The organism is Curtobacterium sp. BNK-1 (genome assembly GCF_048685235.1).
Classification (GTDB): Bacteria; Pseudomonadota; Gammaproteobacteria; order Enterobacterales; family Enterobacteriaceae; genus Pantoea; species Pantoea agglomerans.
Genome location: NZ_JBLQTJ010000001.1, coordinates 2,516,217 through 2,534,687, shown reverse-complemented (window position 1 = coordinate 2,534,687; position 18,471 = coordinate 2,516,217). Strand labels below are relative to the sequence as shown.

Annotated in this window: 12 protein-coding genes; 6 read left to right on the top strand and 6 right to left on the bottom strand. The window is 54.8% G+C overall.

What is annotated here, in order from left to right:
• The first annotated feature begins 5 nt into the window (after window positions 1–5).
• The gene (nuoN, locus tag ACMGGP_RS11895; protein WP_010258083.1) at window positions 6–1,463 is read left to right on the top strand and encodes an NADH-quinone oxidoreductase subunit NuoN; all 1,458 of its coding nucleotides are present in this window, start codon (window positions 6–8) and stop codon (window positions 1,461–1,463) included.
• A gap of 124 nt (window positions 1,464–1,587) precedes the next feature.
• Window positions 1,588–2,046 carry a GNAT family N-acetyltransferase gene (locus ACMGGP_RS11890; protein ID WP_498798469.1) on the top strand — a complete coding sequence of 153 codons (459 nt, stop codon included), beginning with the start codon at window positions 1,588–1,590 and terminating at the stop codon, window positions 2,044–2,046.
• Between the two features lie 33 nt (window positions 2,047–2,079).
• On the opposite strand, the gene ACMGGP_RS11885 is transcribed toward ACMGGP_RS11890, so the two are convergent.
• The gene (locus tag ACMGGP_RS11885) at window positions 2,080–3,738 is read right to left on the bottom strand and encodes a glucan biosynthesis protein D (protein ID WP_022625071.1); all 1,659 of its coding nucleotides are present in this window, start codon (window positions 3,736–3,738) and stop codon (window positions 2,080–2,082) included.
• Between the two features lie 335 nt (window positions 3,739–4,073).
• On the opposite strand from ACMGGP_RS11885, the gene elaB reads away from it, so the two are divergent.
• Together elaB and ACMGGP_RS11875 are read left to right on the top strand one after the other, a co-directional pair.
• Window positions 4,074–4,385 carry a stress response protein ElaB gene (elaB, locus tag ACMGGP_RS11880; protein WP_010258091.1) on the top strand — a complete coding sequence of 104 codons (312 nt, stop codon included), beginning with the start codon at window positions 4,074–4,076 and terminating at the stop codon, window positions 4,383–4,385.
• A gap of 239 nt (window positions 4,386–4,624) precedes the next feature.
• Complete coding sequence (locus ACMGGP_RS11875) at window positions 4,625–5,821, top strand: nicotinamide mononucleotide deamidase-related protein YfaY (RefSeq protein ID WP_301250178.1); 1,197 nt, start codon at window positions 4,625–4,627, stop codon at window positions 5,819–5,821.
• Between the two features lie 350 nt (window positions 5,822–6,171).
• On the opposite strand, the gene yfaE is transcribed toward ACMGGP_RS11875, so the two are convergent.
• The 4 genes from yfaE to ubiG form a co-directional block, all read right to left on the bottom strand.
• Complete coding sequence (yfaE, locus tag ACMGGP_RS11870) at window positions 6,172–6,435, bottom strand: class I ribonucleotide reductase maintenance protein YfaE (protein WP_498798468.1); 264 nt, start codon at window positions 6,433–6,435, stop codon at window positions 6,172–6,174.
• Window positions 6,435–7,565 (bottom strand): class Ia ribonucleoside-diphosphate reductase subunit beta, encoded by a 1,131-nt coding sequence (gene nrdB, locus ACMGGP_RS11865; RefSeq protein ID WP_010258096.1) that lies wholly within the window; start codon window positions 7,563–7,565, stop codon window positions 6,435–6,437. The genes yfaE and nrdB overlap by 1 nt, the downstream gene beginning before the upstream one ends.
• Window positions 7,566–7,637: 72 nt before the next feature.
• Window positions 7,638–9,923 (bottom strand): class 1a ribonucleoside-diphosphate reductase subunit alpha, encoded by a 2,286-nt coding sequence (nrdA, locus tag ACMGGP_RS11860; protein WP_010258098.1) that lies wholly within the window; start codon window positions 9,921–9,923, stop codon window positions 7,638–7,640.
• 526 nt (window positions 9,924–10,449) lie between these two features.
• Window positions 10,450–11,175, bottom strand: coding sequence for a bifunctional 2-polyprenyl-6-hydroxyphenol methylase/3-demethylubiquinol 3-O-methyltransferase UbiG (ubiG, locus tag ACMGGP_RS11855; RefSeq protein WP_010671459.1), 726 nt, complete (start codon window positions 11,173–11,175; stop codon window positions 10,450–10,452).
• 177 nt (window positions 11,176–11,352) lie between these two features.
• Here ubiG and gyrA point away from each other — a divergent pair, with 177 nt between their 5' ends.
• Together gyrA and rcsC are read left to right on the top strand one after the other, a co-directional pair.
• Entirely contained in the window at window positions 11,353–14,025 is a 2,673-nt protein-coding gene (gyrA, locus tag ACMGGP_RS11850) for a DNA topoisomerase (ATP-hydrolyzing) subunit A (protein WP_498798467.1), read from the top strand.
• An 887-nt stretch (window positions 14,026–14,912) separates the two neighbouring features.
• A complete protein-coding gene (gene rcsC, locus ACMGGP_RS11845) occupies window positions 14,913–17,765 on the top strand; it encodes a two-component system sensor histidine kinase RcsC (RefSeq protein ID WP_022625067.1) in 2,853 nt (950 codons plus the stop codon).
• Between the two features lie 54 nt (window positions 17,766–17,819).
• On the opposite strand, the gene rcsB is transcribed toward rcsC, so the two are convergent.
• Complete coding sequence (rcsB, locus tag ACMGGP_RS11840) at window positions 17,820–18,470, bottom strand: response regulator transcription factor RcsB (protein WP_009089068.1); 651 nt, start codon at window positions 18,468–18,470, stop codon at window positions 17,820–17,822.
• Between the last annotated feature and the right edge of the window lies 1 nt (window position 18,471).

Sequence of the window (18,471 nt, the reverse complement as noted above, 5' to 3'; positions counted from 1 at the left end):
TCGCCATGACAATAACTCCTCACCAATTGATTGCGTTGCTACCGCTGTTAATCGTCGGATTGACGGTGGTGGTTGTGATGCTGTCCATTGCCTGGCGACGCAACCACTTCGTTAACGCCACGCTAACGGTAGTTGGCCTGAACCTGGCGCTGCTCTCGCTGTACTTTGTCGGTCAGGTCGGAGCGATGGATGTCACGCCGCTGCTGCGCGTCGATGGCTATTCGATGTTCTATACCGCGCTGGTCATGCTGGCGAGTCTGGCGACCTGTACCTTTGCCTATCCATGGCTGGCAGGCTTCCCGGACAACAAAGATGAGTTCTACCTGCTGGTGCTGATTGCGGCACTTGGTGGCATCGTGCTGGCCAGTGCTAACCATCTGGCTTCGCTGTTCATCGGCATTGAGCTACTTTCGCTGCCGCTGTTTGGTCTGATTGGTTACGCCTTCCGCCAGAAACGTTCACTGGAAGCCGCACTGAAGTACACCATTCTTTCGGCGGCGGCCTCGTCGTTCCTGCTGTTTGGTATTGCGCTGATCTACGCCGACTCCGGTAACCTGAGCTTTGTGGCGCTGGGCCAGAGCCTGACTGACAGCATGATCCACGAGCCGTTGCTGCTGGTGGGTCTGGGTATGATGATTATCGGTCTGGGCTTTAAGCTCTCACTGGTTCCGTTCCACCTCTGGACCCCCGATGTTTATCAGGGTGCGCCTGCGCCGGTTTCAACCTTCCTGGCCACCGCCAGCAAGATTGCTATCTTCGGTGTCATCATGCGTCTGTTTATGTATGCGCCGGTGACCGACAGCGAAGCGGTGCGCACAGTGCTGGCCATGATCGCCTTCGTGTCGATTCTGTTCGGTAACCTGATGGCGATTTCGCAGAGCAACATCAAGCGTCTGCTGGGTTATTCCTCTATCGCCCACCTCGGTTATCTGCTGGTGGCACTGATTGCGGTGAAAGATCATCAGCTGTCGCTGGAAACGTCGGGCGTTTACCTGGCCGGTTATCTGTTCAGCAGCCTGGGCGCGTTTGGTGTGGTGAGTCTGATGTCCAGCCCGTATCGTGGCCCGGATGCTGACTCGCTCTACTCCTATCGCGGTCTGTTCTGGCATCGTCCTATTCTGTCAGCGGTGATGACGGTGATGATGCTGTCACTGGCGGGTATCCCGATGACGCTGGGCTTTATCGGTAAATTTTACGTTATCGCTTCAGGCGTCAGTGCGCACCTGTGGTGGCTGACCGGTGCTGTAGTCGCGGGTAGTGCGATTGGCCTCTACTACTATCTGCGCGTGACGGTGAGTCTCTACCTCAGCCCGCCGGAACTGCATACCCGTGATACCCCGGCTAACTGGGCATTTACGGCCGGTGGTGTGGTGGTACTGATCTCTGCCATTCTGGTGCTGCTGTTAGGTGTTTACCCGCAGCCGCTGATCAGACTGGTGCAGATGGCTCAGCCGCTGATGTAAGCGCGTTGCTGCGACTGACGAATCAGGCCTCCGGGCCTGATTTTTTTTTGCCTGTAAGAGAGTGTCACCAGCAGGTGCTGGCGACACCGCGCTGATGTAGAGTGTGTGGTTTAAAGGAGAGACCATGGACATTAACTGGCAGGATAAACACCATAGCGAACTGACCCTCTCACAGCTCTATGCAATGCTGGCGTTGCGCAGTGCCGTGTTTGTGGTGGAACAGCAGTGCGCTTACCTTGATGTGGATGGCAAAGATTTGCAGGCGGAAAACCGGCATCTGCTGGGAATGGCGGATGACCAGCTGGTGGCCTATGCGCGACTGCTCTCCCCGGAGGATGAGACCAGCCCGGTGAAAATCGGACGGGTGATTGTTTCAGATCGGGTTCGTGGTGCGCGGCTGGGGAATCGTCTGATGGAGCAGGCAATCAACAGTTGTCAGCAGCACTGGCCGGGCCGCGATCTGTTTCTCTCCGCGCAGGCGCATCTGGAAAGTTTCTATGGGCAGCATGGCTTTGTCGCGGTGGGGGAGAACTACCTGGAAGATGGGATCCCTCACGTTGATATGCTGAAGAACGCGCCATAAAAAAGGCGAGGCCTGAGCCTCGCCTTTTTTACATCAACCCACCGTCATCTGGCGGTCGTCGACATATTTACGCTGATCCGGCGCAGGCGGGAAATATTGATAGAGCCAGGTTTCACTCAGCGTCTCATCTTTGCTGCGCAGGAACAGACGCATCTCTACCGGCTCGGTGGAATCGCTATTTGGATACCAGTCAAACAGGATGCGATAGCCCTTAAGCGGATCGACATACAGAATCTCAACCTGCTTCACGCTACCGGATGAAACGGTAATCACCGGCTCAATACCTTTCGGCGCAGCCGCCTGCAGATCGCCACCAATAAAATCAATGGCGAAGCGGCGGCACCAGGTTTCCGGGAAGTGTTCGCCAGGCGCCCAGCCTTCCGGGAAACCACCGATACCGGTACGGGTTGCATCCACGCGCGCCAGACCGCTACGCACCGGCGGCAAACCACTCCAGTAAAGCTTGTAGGAGAAGTTCAGCTCGCTGCCCGCTTTGACCGGCTCAGCCGGTTGCCAGAAGCAGACCACGTTATCCAGCGTTTCACCCGTGGTCGGGATCTCCATCAGGTTGATCGCGCCTTTGCCCCACTTACCGACCGGCTCAACCCACAGGCTGGGACGTTTGTCATACCAGCCAATCACATCCTGATAATCTTTGAAGTCGTGATTAAGCTGCAACAGGCCAAACCCACGCGGATTCTCATCTTCATAGGCGTTGAACTGCAGACGCTGAGGATTATTCAGCGGGCGGGCAATCCATTCGCCTTTACCGGTCCACATCGCCAGGCGATCGGAGTCATGGATCTGCGGATGGTAAGTGTTGCACATGCGGCGTTCGTTGGTGCCGCAGCTGAACATACTGGTCATTGGCGAGATGCCAATCTGACGGATCTCTTTACGGGCAAACAGGTGGTTTTCCACCTCCATCACCACGCGTTTCTCTTCGCAGTGGATGATGAATTTATAAGCACCGGTGACGCTGGCACCATCCAGCAGGGCGTAGCAGGTAAAGGTGGTATCTTCCGCTTTTGGCGTTTCAAACCAGAAGGCGGTGAAATCGGGAAACTCCTCCTGGCCATTGCTGAAGGTGTTGATCGCTACGCCACGCGCCGAGAGGCCGTACTGGAAAGTATCGTCAACGGCACGGAAGTAGCTTGCGCCAAGGAAGGAGACGATGTCGCGACGGGCCAGTTCCGGTTTTTTAAAGGCGCGGAACCCGGCGAAGCCGAGGTCAGTTTTGCCCTCCAGCTGCTTCGTATCGACCCTGGCGTCGTTGTAGTTGAACAATTCGGGACGGAAGTGAATTTCGCGTGCTTCGCGACTCTCACCGTCAACAGAGAACATGCGGATGCGCCGCTTGAAGCCCATACCGACATGGAAGAACTGAACGTCCAGTTGACGATCGGGCAGGTTGTTCCAGAGTGAGTGGTTGGCGTCGTACTGTATTTCGTTGTACGCCTGCGGGGTCAATGTGGCCAGCGTCTCCGGCAGCGCGCCCGGTGCTCCGCCCCAGGGTTTTTTCGCCAGTGCAGCCGCGTTTTTCTTCAATACGTCGAAATCGAAGCGTACGGCGGTTCCGTCAGCAATGCCATCTTCTGCCCATGCGGATTGCGCAAACAGCGTTGACAGGCCGGTCATGCCGCTGACGGCGGAGAAGGCCATTGACGCTTTCATAAACATTCTTCGATTCATGCCAGAGATTATTCCTTAGCTGTTCGAGGGTGTCGTGACTGTCGTGCAAAATGCACTTTCATGGCCCGATAATCACAGGCAACAGAGGGGTACGACAGTAGGGTTACTGGAAAATTCAGTCACAACAAAATTTATCAGATTAATCAAAGAAGCGAAGCGAAATTCCGCGGTTGCCGCTGCGTCTTACACTTCTTTGCGTAGCGAAACGGCGCACAGCCTGCACTGAGCAAGATTAACAGATGAAAAATCAGGTGATTCCTGGAGCAGGAAATCAGCAGAGCGCCAGATTATGACTATAGTTAATGAACTGCTTTGCAATTCACACGGAGGAAACGATGGTAAATCAGACAAATCAATTCGAAACGGGCCTCGATGACGATATTGCGTTACTGACTGAAACGCTGGAAGAAGTTCTTAAGGCATCAGGTGATCCGGCCGATCAGAAGTACATTGAGCTTAAGAGCAAAGCCGAACAGGCGCTGAACGATGTGAAATCCCGTGTCAGCCAGGCGTCCGATAGCTACTACTATCGCGCTAAACAAGCGGCTTACCGTGCAGACGACTACGTGCACGAAAAACCGTGGCAGGGTGTCGGTATCGGTGCAACAGCCGGTCTGGTACTTGGTCTGCTGCTGGCGCGTCGTTAATCGCGATTCGCTGACTTAGTTGTAGCAGACAACTGTAGTAAAAAAGCGGCGGGGTAATCCCGCCGTTTTTATTGGTTTTTAACTCCCTGAACACCTTCACCTCCCTTGTTCCTGCTTCACCCTCGCTATCTTTATGCGCAACGTGCCTGAGACGCAATGGTCACAATCCCTGGTGATGCCGATTGTGTCTGGCGGGAGGAGTTCGTACAGTAAAGCAAACGTGAAAAGGAGAACTCAACGTGATTAGAGTAGAGATGCTGTCGACCGGGGATGAGGTGCTGCATGGCCAAATCGTCGATACCAACGCAGCCTGGCTGGCGGATATGCTGTTCCAGCAAGGGTTGCCTATGACCAGCCGTACCACGGTAGGAGATTCACTCGAATCGCTAATCGCCACGCTACAGGCGCGCAGCCATGAGGCAGACGTGCTGATTGTGAATGGCGGTCTGGGGCCGACCAGTGACGATCTCAGTGCGCTGGCAGCCGCCAGAGCCTGTGGCGTTGAGCTTGAGGTGCAGCAGGAGTGGCTGGAACAGATGGAAGCCTGGTTCGCCAGCCGGGGACGCGTGATGGCGGCCAGCAATCGCAAGCAGGCGGAAATCCCGGCCAATGCGGAACTGATTGATAATCCGGTCGGTACCGCCTGTGGCTTTGCCCTGCAACTCAATCGCTGCTGGATGTTCTTCACGCCTGGTGTGCCGTCTGAATTTAAAGTGATGGTAGAGCAGCAGATCATCCCCCGTCTGAAAGCGAAATTTTCGCCGCCCGAGCCACCGATTTGTCTGCGGCTGACCACCTTTGGTCGTGGTGAAAGCGATATTGCCGCTGAACTGGAGCCGCTGGCGCTGCCGGAAGGCGTGGTCATGGGATATCGCTCGTCCATGCCGATCATCGAGATCAAACTCACCGGCCCAGCCAGTCAGCGGGTGGCGATGGAGCAGGTGTGGCAGCAGGTGCGCCTGCAACTGGCGGAGTGCACCATTTTTGAAGGCACCGAAGGCTTACCGGCGCTGCTGGCACGTGAGCTGGAGCAGCGCGGTGAGCAGCTGGCAGTCAGTGAGCAATACACTGCCGGACTGCTTTACTGGCAGTTGGCTGGCGCCAGCGTGCCGCTGCGTGGGGCTGACATCCTGCCATCCCGGCAGGAGACGCTTGAGCAGCAGGTGATCCGCACCCGCGAACTTGCTGCACTGCAGCAGGCCGCGCTGGCGCTCTCTGTTGGCAGCCTGGAGCAGGAAGAGATTTCGGTGGCGCTGCATACGCCGGATGGCAGCTTTGGTCAGCGCGTGAAGTTCAGTACCGGTCGCCATAATCTGGAGACGCGGCAGAAGGTGGTGGCGATGATGGCGATGAACATGCTGCGCCGCTGGTTACACGGCAGCGAAGTGAGCACCGGTCACGGCTGGATTGATGTGGTTGAAACTGTCAGACAGTAATATCAGTGAAAATAAAACGGGCGCCTGAGGCGCCCGTTTCGTTTCAGAATGCTGACCAACTTAGCCTTGGTGGATTTTAGATCGAGCCTGCGAAGGGAACACGGTCAGATCGGAAAGACGCAAAAGCGTCATCCCTGACTGCTCGGCCCGCGCGATTACGCACCTCATCCCTGAGGTGCGCCCGTAGCCGGGCCAACGCTTTGCGTTGTTCAAAAACGCTCCCGGCGTTTTTATCCGGGCGGCGGGACGCTTTCCTATTCTGACCGTGTTCCCTGCGCTTCTGGCTGATCAATTGCTGTCAGGTTTACCCGTATTTAACTTGGGCAGCAATCTGACAAACGCCACCTCAATTATAACTCAAGCTCAATCTCGCCTTTGGCTTTGCAGCAGCAGGGCAGGATCTCATCCTGCTGCACAAAGGCCAGCGGCCGCTGTGGGTAATGCACTTCGCCTTTCAGCAGCCGCATCCGGCAAGAGCCGCAGTAACCTTCGCGGCACTGAAACTCCACGCAGAGATTGTTGGCTTCCAGCAGCGTCAGCAGATTGGTATGCTCGTCTGTGCATTCCAGCCGGGTGCCGGAACTGCGCAGAATAACAACGTCGCGGCTCATCATTAAAGCTGGAAGTCGTCGAAGTCGTTAGCGCCTACTTCAGAATCGATCTGACCCACCAGATAGGAGCTCACTTCCACTTCCTGCGGCGCAACCTGAACGTTGTCAGAGACCAGCCAGGAGTTAATCCATGGGATTGGGTTTGAGCGCGTCTGGAACGGCAAATCAAGGCCGACAGCCTGCATACGGATATTGGTGATGTACTCAATGTACTGGCAGAGAATATCTTTGTTCAGGCCGATCATTGAGCCGCCGCTGAACAGATATTCTGCCCACTCTTTCTCCTGCAGCGCTGCTTTCTTAAACAGCTCGAAGCACTCTTCACGGCACTCTGCCGCAATCTCTTTCATCTCCGGATCGTCTTCACCGCTGCGCAGCAGGTTCAGCATGTGCTGGGTGCCGGTCAGGTGCAGCGCTTCATCGCGGGCAATCAGCTTGATGATTTTGGCATTGCCTTCCATCAGCTCACGCTCAGCGAACGCGAAGGAACAGGCGAAGCTGACATAGAAACGGATCGCTTCCAGCGCATTGACGCTCATCAGGCAGATATAGAGCTGCTTCTTCAGGGCGCGCAGGCTGACGACAACCGGTTTGCCGTTGACCTGATGCGTGCCTTCACCCAGCTGATGCCAGTAGTTGGTCATCTCAATCAGATCGTCGTAATAGCGTGAGATATCCTGAGCACGCGCCAGAATCTGCTCATTGGTAACGATATCGTCAAAAACTACCGCCGGATCGTTAACAATGTTACGGATGATGTGGGTGTAAGAACGGGAGTGAATCGTCTCTGAGAACGCCCAGGTTTCAATCCAGGTTTCCAGTTCAGGAATCGAGATCAGCGGCAGCAGCGCGACGTTCGGGCTGCGGCCCTGAATCGAATCCAGCAGCGTCTGATACTTCAGGTTGCTGATAAAGATATGTTTTTCATGATCCGGCAGCGCCTGGTAATCGATGCGATCGCGTGAAACGTCGACCTCTTCCGGACGCCAGAAGAAGGAGAGCTGCTTTTCGATCAGCTTTTCAAAGATGTCATATTTTTGCTGGTCGAAGCGCGCCACGTTTACGGACTGACCGAAAAACATCGGCTCTTTCAGCTGATCATTTTTGTTCTGTGAGAAAGTGGAGTAAGCCATAAAAGTTGTCCAAAAGTAGACGAAGCCAGGCCTCGTGAAATGAATGAGGCGGGAGATTCTCCCGCCTGACCATTAGATCTTACAGGCGCCGCTCTCGCAGCCATCATCCTGGATGGAAGGTGCCAGGTCATCCTGCGCATCTTCAGCACCGTCACGGGTGTTTTGATAGTAGAGCGTTTTCACGCCGAACTTATACGCCGTCAGCAGATCTTTCAGCAGCTGTTTCATCGGCACTTTACCGTTGGTGAAGCGCGACGGATCGTAGTTGGTGTTGGACGAAATCGCCTGGTCGATGAATTTCTGCATCAGACCCACCAGTTGCAGGTAGCCATCGTTGTTCGGCATTTCCCACAGCAGTTCGTACTGATCTTTCAGACGCTCATACTCCGGTACGACCTGACGCAGGATGCCATCTTTCGACGCTTTGATGCTGATGTGACCGCGCGGAGGCTCAATACCGTTGGTGGCATTGGAGATCTGCGACGAGGTTTCAGACGGCATCAGCGCAGACAGAGTCGAGTTGCGCAGGCCGTGCGTTTTAATCTCTTCACGCAGGCTTTCCCAGTCGAGATGCAGCGGTTCGTTGCTGATCGCGTCCAGATCTTTCTTGTAGGTGTCGATAGGCAGAATGCCCTGCGCATAGGTGGTTTCATTGAACCACGGGCAGGCACCTTGCTCTTTCGCCAGCTCATTTGAGGCTTTCAGCAGGTAATACTGAATCGCTTCAAAGGTTTTGTGCGTCAGGCCATTGGCGCTGCCATCGGAGTAGCGCACACCATGCTTCGCCAGATAGTAGGCGTAGTTGATGACGCCGATACCCAGAGTACGACGACCCATCGCGCCACGCTGGGCAGCCGGGATCGGGTAGTCCTGATAGTCGAGCAGCGCATCAAGCGCGCGTACTGCCAGGGTAGCCAGCTCTTCCAGATCGTCGAGGCTTTCGATGGCGCCGAGGTTGAACGCAGAGAGCGTACACAGGGCAATCTCACCGTTTTCGTCGTTAACATCTTCCAGCGGTTTGGTCGGCAGGGCGATTTCCAGGCAGAGGTTAGACTGGCGAACCGGCGCGATGCTCGGGTCAAACGGGCTGTGGGTGTTGCAGTGATCGACGTTCTGAATGTAGATACGGCCGGTAGAGGCGCGTTCCTGCATCATCAGTGAGAAGAGATCGACCGCTTTAACACGCTGCTTACGGATGCTCTGATCCTGCTCATATTTGGTATAGAGGCGCTCAAACTCATCCTGATTGGCGAAGAATGCGTCATACAGGCCAGGCACGTCAGACGGGCTGAACAGGGTGATATCTTCGCCTTTCAGCAGGCGCTGATACATCAGCTTGTTGAGCTGTACACCATAGTCCATGTGACGCACGCGGTTGCCTTCAACACCACGGTTGTTCTTCAGCACCAGCAGGCTTTCGATTTCCAGATGCCACATCGGGTAGAACAGCGTGGCTGCGCCGCCACGAACGCCGCCCTGAGAACAGGACTTCACAGCGGTCTGGAAATGCTTGTAGAACGGGATACAGCCGGTATGGAACGCTTCACCGCCGCGAATCGGGCTGCCCAGCGCACGGATACGACCGGCGTTGATACCGATGCCGGCACGCTGAGAGACATATTTCACAATCGCGCTGGAGGTGGCGTTGATGGAGTCCAGGCTGTCGCCGCACTCGATCAGCACACAGGAGCTGAACTGACGCGTCGGGGTGCGTACGCCAGACATGATTGGCGTCGGCAGGGAGATTTTAAACGTCGAGATCGCATCATAGAAACGCTTAATGTAATCCATACGCGTGTCGCGCGGGTAGCCGGAGAAGAGGCAGGCGGCGACCAGAATGTAGAGGAACTGCGCGCTTTCGTAGATTTCACCCGAAACGCGGTTCTGCACCAGATATTTGCCTTCCAGCTGCTTCACAGCGGCATAGGAGAAGTTCATGTCACGCCAGTGGTCGAGGAACTCGTCCATCTGCGCAAACTCTTCCTGGCTGTAATCTTCCAGCAGGTGCCGATCATATTTGCCCATGTCGACCATTTTAACGACCTGGTCATAGAGCTTTGGCGGCTCAAACTGACCATACGCTTTTTTGCGCAGGTGGAAGATCGCCAGGCGGGCAGCCAGGTACTGATAGTCAGGGGCATCGCGGGAGATGAGGTCTGCTGCGGCCTTGATGATGGTCTCATGAATGTCAGAGGTTCTGATGCCATCATAGAACTGAATGTGAGAGCGCAGCTCAACCTGTGAAACTGAGACGTTGTTCAGCCCTTCAGCTGCCCAGTCCAGCACACGGTGAATTTTGTCGAGATCAATGCGCTCCTGGCGGCCATCGCGTTTAGTAACGAGCAGACTCTGGTTCATGTCGCGTTTTTACCTTTGCGTGAGTATCCAAAAATTAAAAGAAATCCCGGTTTATACACAGCCTATTCATTGTGAATAATGTGTGGATAAACACTACATCTAGGGGGTGATGGGAAAAGCCATAACTACATGGGGGCATATTTTAGTATTTTACGGCCGCTTAACAAGAGCAAAAAATGATGGCTGGAGGGGTTGTAATTCTTGCGAAATTTCTTAGCCCACGCCTTGTAAGGCCTGGCATCATGTCAACCAGATCACACTTTTTTTTCTTATTATGATCGGGCGCGTGTTTCTTATTCAATCCTCAGGATTCAGCAGGAAAAGGGATGAAAAATGGCTAAAAGCCGCTAGCGGGTTGCTGGTCAGCAGAGAATCGGATGCGGTAACGCTGAAGAGGATGGAGCCGGGATGATGTAACCTATTGGCAGACATCAGAATGCCTCTGGCGCGGTGAGTGCTGTGACCGGCACAGGGAGAACGGGCGCAGAAGAGGAGATGCCCGCCCTGATTCAGGCGGGCGGGTCACTCAGACGGCGCGGTGGGTGTGCACCATATAATTCACGTCAGTACCGGGAGCCAGTTTGAAGCGGTTGGTCACCGGGTTGTAATGCAGGCCAATGATGTGGCGTTCACGCAGGGCCGTTTCATCGACCCAGCCCAGCAGTTCGGAAGGACGGATAAATTTCTTCACGTCGTGGGTGCCGCGCGGCAGCATGCGCAACACATATTCCGCACCAAATATCGCCAGCAGCCAGGCTTTTGGATTGCGGTTCAGCGTAGAGAAAAAGACTTCGCCGCCGGGTTTGACCAGCTTCGCACAGGCGTGAACCACTGAGCGCGGATCCGGCACGTGCTCCAGCATCTCCATGCAGGTCACCACATCATATTTTCCGGCGTGCTGCTCCGCATGCTCTTCAACGGTCTGCTGCACGTAGTCCAGCGTCACTCCGCTCTCCAGGGCATGCAGGCGCGCCACGGCCAGCGGTTCCGCGCCCATGTCCAGACCCGTGACCACGGCGCCTTCGCGCGCCATGCTTTCGGCTAAGATGCCGCCGCCGCATCCGACGTCGAGCACGGTTTTACCGAACAAGCCGTTGCTATGCTGCGCGATATAGCCCAGGCGCAGCGGGTTAATGCGGTGCAACGGTTTAAATTCACCCTCCAGATCCCACCAGCGCGAGGCAACGGCCTCAAACTTGGCAATTTCCTGCGCATCGACGTTCTGCTGATGATTCTGCGGTTGTGCATTCATTGAATCGTAACTCCTGACAAAATGTGCCCACAGTATAAACGCTTAACCGCAGATGGCACACCTTTCAGGCGCAAGGAAAAGCGGGTGAAATCGGTGGTTAGCGTTCACCAGAGCATTGCAGTGTGATATACTTTCGCACCTTTAAAATCCGGGATTAAGTAGAGGGATAGCGGCTCCATGAGCGACCTTGCGAGAGAAATTACACCGGTCAATATCGAAGAAGAATTAAAAAATTCTTACCTCGGTTACGCCATGTCGGTCATCGTTGGCCGAGCTTTACCCGATGTGCGTGATGGCCTGAAGCCGGTTCATCGTCGCGTACTTTTTGCGATGAGCGTACTGGGTAACGACTGGAACAAACCCTATAAAAAATCTGCCCGCGTCGTCGGTGACGTTATCGGTAAATATCACCCGCATGGTGATTTCGCCGTTTACGACACCATTGTACGTATGGCCCAGCCTTTCTCCCTGCGTTACATGCTGGTGGACGGACAAGGCAACTTCGGTTCCATCGACGGCGACTCCGCCGCGGCGATGCGTTATACCGAAATTCGCATGTCGAAGATCGCCCACGACCTGTTAGCTGACCTGGAAAAAGAGACCGTCGATTTCGTACCGAACTACGACGGCACTGAGCAGATCCCTGAAGTTCTGCCGACCAAAATTCCTAACCTGCTGGTGAACGGCTCTTCCGGTATCGCCGTGGGTATGGCAACCAACATTCCGCCGCATAACCTGCGTGAAGTGATTAACGGCTGTCTGGCTTACATTGAAAATGAAGACATCAGCATTGAAGAGCTGATGGAGCACATTCCGGGGCCTGATTTCCCGACCGCCGCTATTATCAATGGTCGCCGTGGCATCGAAGAAGCGTACCGCACCGGACGCGGTAAAATTTATATTCGTGCGCGTGGCGAAGTGGAAGCCGATGCTAAAACGGGCCGCGAGACCATCATCATTCATGAGCTGCCGTATCAGGTTAACAAGGCACGCCTGATTGAGAAGATTGCGGAGCTGGTGAAAGAGAAGCGTGTCGAAGGCATCAGCGCACTACGCGATGAGTCTGATAAAGACGGCATGCGTATCGTGATTGAGATCAAGCGCGATGCGGTCGGCGAAGTCGTGCTGAATAATCTCTATTCACTGACCCAGTTGCAGACCTCGTTTGGTATCAACATGGTCGCCCTGCATCAGGGTCAGCCGAAGATCATGGCGCTGAAGGAGATTCTGGACGCCTTTGTTCGCCATCGTCGTGAAGTTGTGACGCGTCGTACTATCTTTGAACTGCGTAAAGCGCGCGATCGTGCGCATATCCTGGAAGGTCTGGCGATTGCGCTGGCGAATATCGATCCTATCATCGAGCTGATTCGTCGTGCACCAAACCCGGCAGAAGCGAAAGCGGGTCTGATTGCACAGTCGTGGGATCTCGGTAACGTGTCAGCGATGCTGGAACGTGCCGGTGATGACGCCGCGCGTCCGGAGTGGCTGGATCCACAATACGGCATCCGTGATGGTCAATACTATCTGACCGAGCAGCAGGCTCAGGCGATTCTGGATCTGCGTCTGCAGAAACTGACCGGCCTTGAGCACGAGAAGCTGCTGGATGAGTATAAAGCGCTGCTGGAGCAGATCGCTGAGCTGCTGCGCATTCTGTCGAACGCGGACCGTCTGATGGAAGTGATCCGCGAAGAGCTGGAGCTGATGCGTGATCAGTTCGGTGATGAGCGTCGCACAGAGATTACTGCCAACACGGCTGACATTAATATCGAAGACCTGATCAATCAGGAAGATGTTGTGGTGACATTGTCGCATCAGGGCTATGTGAAGTATCAGCCGCTGACCGACTATGAAGCGCAGCGTCGTGGTGGTAAGGGCAAGTCAGCCGCACGTATCAAAGAAGAGGACTTCATTGATCGTCTGCTGGTCGCCAATACGCATGACACGATTCTTTGCTTCTCCAGCCGTGGCCGTCTCTACTGGATGAAGGTTTACCAGCTGCCGGAAGCAAGCCGTGGCGCACGTGGACGTCCCATCGTCAACCTGCTGCCGCTGGAAGCCAACGAGCGTATTACGGCGATTCTGCCGGTACGTGAGTATACCGAAGGCTTTAATATCTTTATGGCGACCGCGCTCGGTACCGTGAAGAAGACCGCACTGAAAGAGTTCAGCCGTCCACGCAGCGCGGGCATTATTGCCGTGAATCTGCGTGACGACGATGAGCTGATCGGTGTGGCGCTGACCAACGGTAACGATGAGGCGATGCTGTTCTCAGCGGCCGGTAAAGTGGTGCGCTTTGCAGAAACCGCAGTCCGTGCGATGGGTCGTACCGCCTCTGGCGTACGCGGCATCAGGCTGGCTGAAGGCGATCGCGTTGTGTCATTGATTGTGCCGCGTGAAGAGGGTGCAATTATGACCGTGACGCAGAATGGTTACGGCAAGCGTACGGCCAACAGCGAATACCCGACCAAGTCGCGTGCGACTCAGGGTGTTATTTCAATCAAAGTGACCGAACGTAATGGTCCGGTGATTGGCGCCGTTCAGGTCGTTGATGGCGATCAGATTATGATGATCACCGATGCCGGTACGCTGGTGCGTACCCGCGTTTCAGAAGTGAGCGTCGTGGGTCGTAATACCCAGGGTGTGATTCTGATTCGTACCGCAGAGGATGAGAACGTCGTGGGTCTGCAGCGTGTTGCCGAGCCGGTTGAAGAAGAAGAGCTGGATTCAATCGACGGTAGCGTGGCGGAAGGCGAGGAAGATATCGCGCCGGAAGCAGAGAACGACGATGAAGAGATTGCGCCGGAAGCGGATGCAGAAGACGAAGACGACGCGGCTGAAGACGAAGAGTAATTTGTCTGGCGTGAGCTGAGGTTCGTTGCAGAAACGGCAGGTCAGGGGAAACCCGGCCTGCCGTTTTTTTTGTGTGATGGGGAGGGAGCAGGGAGCTTAGGGCTGGAGGCTGGTTGCTGGTTGCTGGTGGCTGTGAGTTGGGAGCCGCCGAAAGGCCCACTATGCCCGATCGCAAAGGATTCCCGCATCCATGCGGATCGGCCACGCCATCGCGGGCCAGACGCTTTGCTCTTCGGGCATAGCAGGCCTTTCTTGTTGGGGTTGTGATGTCGCTTTGATGGGATGGGCGTGTTGTTTGAGGTCTTAGAGGCGGGTCGGGAAAATGGCTGATGGCTGTGAGTCGGGAGCTGCCGAAAGGCCTGCTGTGCCCGATCGCAAAGGATTCCCGCATCCATGCGGATCGTCCACGCCATCCCTGGCGTGGACGCTTTGCTCTTCGGGCATAGCAGGCCTTTCTTGGTGGGATTTGGGTGTCGCTTTGAGGGGATGGGCGTGTTGTTTGAGGTCTTAGAGGCGGGGCGGGAAAATGGCTGGCTGATGGCTGTCAGATGGGAGCCGTCGCAAGGCCTGCTGTGCCCGATCGCAAAGGGTTCCCGCATCCATGCGGATCGGCCACGCCATCGCGGGCCAGACGCTTTGCTCTTCGGGCATAGCAGGCCTTTCTTGTTGGGGTTGTGGTGTCGCTTTAAGGAGATGTGTGCGTGCATTTGTTTGAGGGGGAGAGGCGGCGACTTCTTCCTAAGATAAAGATGTTGCTTTGGCTGTCTTAAAAGATTCCCAAACCGCCCGCTAAGCCTGCGGCTGGCTGGCTTTTTACGCCCGATAAAGCTAGTGTATGGGCATTAAAAATCGATGATGCGACTAACCTTGCCAACTGCGAGTTACCTTTGAAATATCCTGTCTCTTTCCGCACTACGCTTCGCATCTCGCGCTATCTTTTCCGCGCGCTGGCGCTGCTAATCTGGACGCTGGGCGCCGTTCTTACTGCGTTTTACATTATCAGCGTGCTGCACAATAAAGAGACGCAGGTTCGGCAGGAGTTTGCCAGCAACTACGGCACCATACAGTGGTATGTGCGTCATTCGGCGGACATGATGCGTGAGCTGAAATATATCACCGAAAACCGCTTAACCAACGCCAGCAGCGGTCTGGATGTGCTGACCGGCATGATGCCAGGTAAAACATCTCAGCCGCAGTTTACGCCCCTGTTTTCGGATGGCGACTGTACCTCGATGAGCAATACCTGGCGCAACTCGCTCGATTCACTCAGTTATTACATCAATTACTGGAAAAGTAACTTCGCTTCATCGTATGAGCTGAATCGGGTGTTCTTTATCGGTGGCGAGAGTCAGTGTCTGGCCGACTTCACGATTGGCAGCAGCAATGCTGACCGGGAACGCAGCCTGAAATCGCTGCGTGAGAATGTGCTGCGCTATCGCAACAGCAGCGAAGAAGATCGCCGCAATCCGATGTACTGGATTAACAGCAGTGCTCAGCCAGGCGTCGGAACCTTCTTTATGGTGGTGCCCGTCTACGTTGCTAATAAGTTACAGGCGCTGCTTGGCGTCGAACAGAATATCCGTCTGGATGAGTTTATTCAGCCGGGCAGCCTGCCGATTATCGCGTCCATTACCGATGAAAATTATCGTCCACTGCTAAATTCGCGGCGCGGCGGGCTGGGCTTCTCGCTCGATAGTCTTCCTGATGATAAAACCTGGTTCGGATACCTGAATGGTTATCGTCAGCTGGTTCTGAAAAAGCCGCTGCCGCCTTCCGATCTTAACGTGGTGTGGTCGATATCTACCGACGTGATGGTGGATCAGCTCAAGCTGATGATCATTAATGCGCTGCTGCTCAATATTTTCAGCGCCGTTATACTGTTTACCCTCGCCTGGCTGTTTGAGCGCCGGATGTTCCTGCCGGCGGAGGAGAACGCGCACCGGCTGGAAGAGCATGAGCAGTTTAACCGTAAGATTGTCGCCTCTGCGCCGGTCGGGATCTGTATTTTACGCACCAGCGACGGCACCAATATTCTGAGTAACGAGCTGGCGCACAATTATCTGACGTTGCTGACGCAGGAAGATCGCCTGCGGCTGAATGAGATTATTGGCGGGCAGCAGGTCAACTTTGTCGATGTGCTCACCGGCAGTAATACCAATTTGCAAATCAGCTTCGTGCATTCGCGCTATCGTAATGAGAACGTGGCGATTTGCGTGCTGGTCGATGTCTCGGCGCGCGTGCGGATGGAGCAGTCGCTGCAGGAGATGGCCCACGCGGCAGAGCAGGCGAGCCAGTCAAAATCGATGTTCCTTGCCACGGTCAGTCACGAACTGCGCACGCCGCTTTATGGCATTATCGGTAATCTCGATCTGCTGCAGACCAAAGAGCTGCCCAGCGGTATCGACTCGCTGGTGACGGCGATGAACAACTCCTCCAGCCTGCTGCTGAAAATCATCAGCGATATTCTCGACTTCTCAAAAATCGAATCAGAGCAGCTGAAAATTGAGCCGCGTCCGTTTGCACCTCGTGAAATCGTGACCCACATCGTCGGCAACTATCTGTCGCTGGTGGTGAAGAAGCGGCTTACGCTCTACTGCTTTATTGAACATGACGTTCCGCAGGTGCTGGACGGCGATCCGCTGCGTCTGCAGCAGGTGATCTCTAACCTGCTGAATAACGCGATTAAGTTCACGCATACGGGCTGTATTATCCTCCACGCTTACGTTGCGCAGGGCTATCTGGCATTCCGCGTCCGTGATACTGGCGTTGGCATTCCGGCTAAAGAGCTGCCACGCCTGTTTGATCCTTTCTTCCAGGTGGGAAATGGCGTGCAGCGTAATTTCCAGGGCACCGGGCTGGGACTGGCGATCTGTGAAAAGCTGATCAATATGATGGATGGCGACATTGAGGTCGACTCAGAGCCAGGCATGGGCAGCCAGTTTATTGTGCGTATTCCAATCTACAAAGGCCAGAAGCCGTCACTGATGCTGCTGGAGGATTTACAGGATAAGAAAATCTGGCTGGCGATGCGTAACGAGTACCTCGCGGAATTTATTACGCGTCAGATTCAGCAGCAGGGCATTCAGGTCGCGGAGTATAACGGTAAGCCTGGCCATGACGATGTGGTGATGACCGATTACGAACTGGATATTGATGTTCCGCTGCGGGCACTGGTCACTTTCGATGGATCGCATGTGGATATGCCGCGTGAACGTCAGCCTGGCCGCTGGATCCACTCTACCGCCACGCTGCATGAGGTTCCGGCGCTGCTGGCGCGCATCTATCGAATCGCACTGGGCAACGACGCCGCAGATGCGCTGTTGCTGGCCGCGCCGGTAGAAGAGAAAGTGCATAACGATGACATCATGGTGCTGATTGTCGATGACCATCCGATTAACCGCATGCTGCTGTCGGAACAGCTCGGCACGCTGGGCTATCAGGTGAAGACTGCGCAGGATGGCGTCGATGCACTTAATGTACTGAGTCGTAATGAGATTGATATCGTACTCACCGACGTGAACATGCCGAATATGGATGGTTATCGCCTGACGCAGCGGTTGCGTCAGCTGGGCCATCTCTTCCCGGTCGTTGGCGTGACGGCGAATGCGCTGGCGGAAGAGAAACAGCGTTGCATGGATGCGGGCATGGATAACTGCCTGTCGAAACCGGTGACGTTAGATGTGCTGAAAGTGACGCTGGCAATCTATGCTGATCGGGTACGTAAAACGCGGATGGGGTAGGGCAGGAAAGGGCAGAGGCGAGGCGGTGCAGGCTGCACCGCCTCAGGAAGTAACTTAGTCTCTTTCGACCTGAGTCTGGCTGACAGACGACAGGTAGTTCAGCAGTGCGATATCGTTATCCACGCCCAGTTTCATCATCGCTGATTTCTTCTGGCTACTGATGGTTTTGATACTGCGGTTCAGCTTCTTGGCAATCTCGGTGACCAGGAAACCTTCTGCAAACAGACGCAGCACTTCGCTCTCTTTCGGTGACAGGCGTTTGTCGCCATAACCACCCGCGCTGATTTTCTCCAGCAGTTTCGCAACGCTTTCCGGCGTATATTTCTTGCCTTTCTGCAGTGCAGCCAGTGCCTTTGGCAAATCGGTTGGCGCGCCCTGTTTCAGTACAATCCCTTCGATATCGAGATCAAGCACTGAACTCAGAATCGCCGGGTTATTGTTCATGGTCAGAACAATAATCGAGAGATCCGGGTAGTGGCGTTTAATATATTTAATCAGCGTAATACCATCGCCATACTTCTCACCTGGCATAGAGAGGTCGGTGATCAGGACGTTGGCGTCAAGCTTGGACAGATTATTGATCAGTGCTGTTGAGTCTTCGAACTCACCTACAACGTTAACCCATTCAATTTGTTCCAGAGATTTTCGGATACCGAAAAGGACAATTGGATGGTCATCGGCAATAATTACGTTTAAGTTATTCATC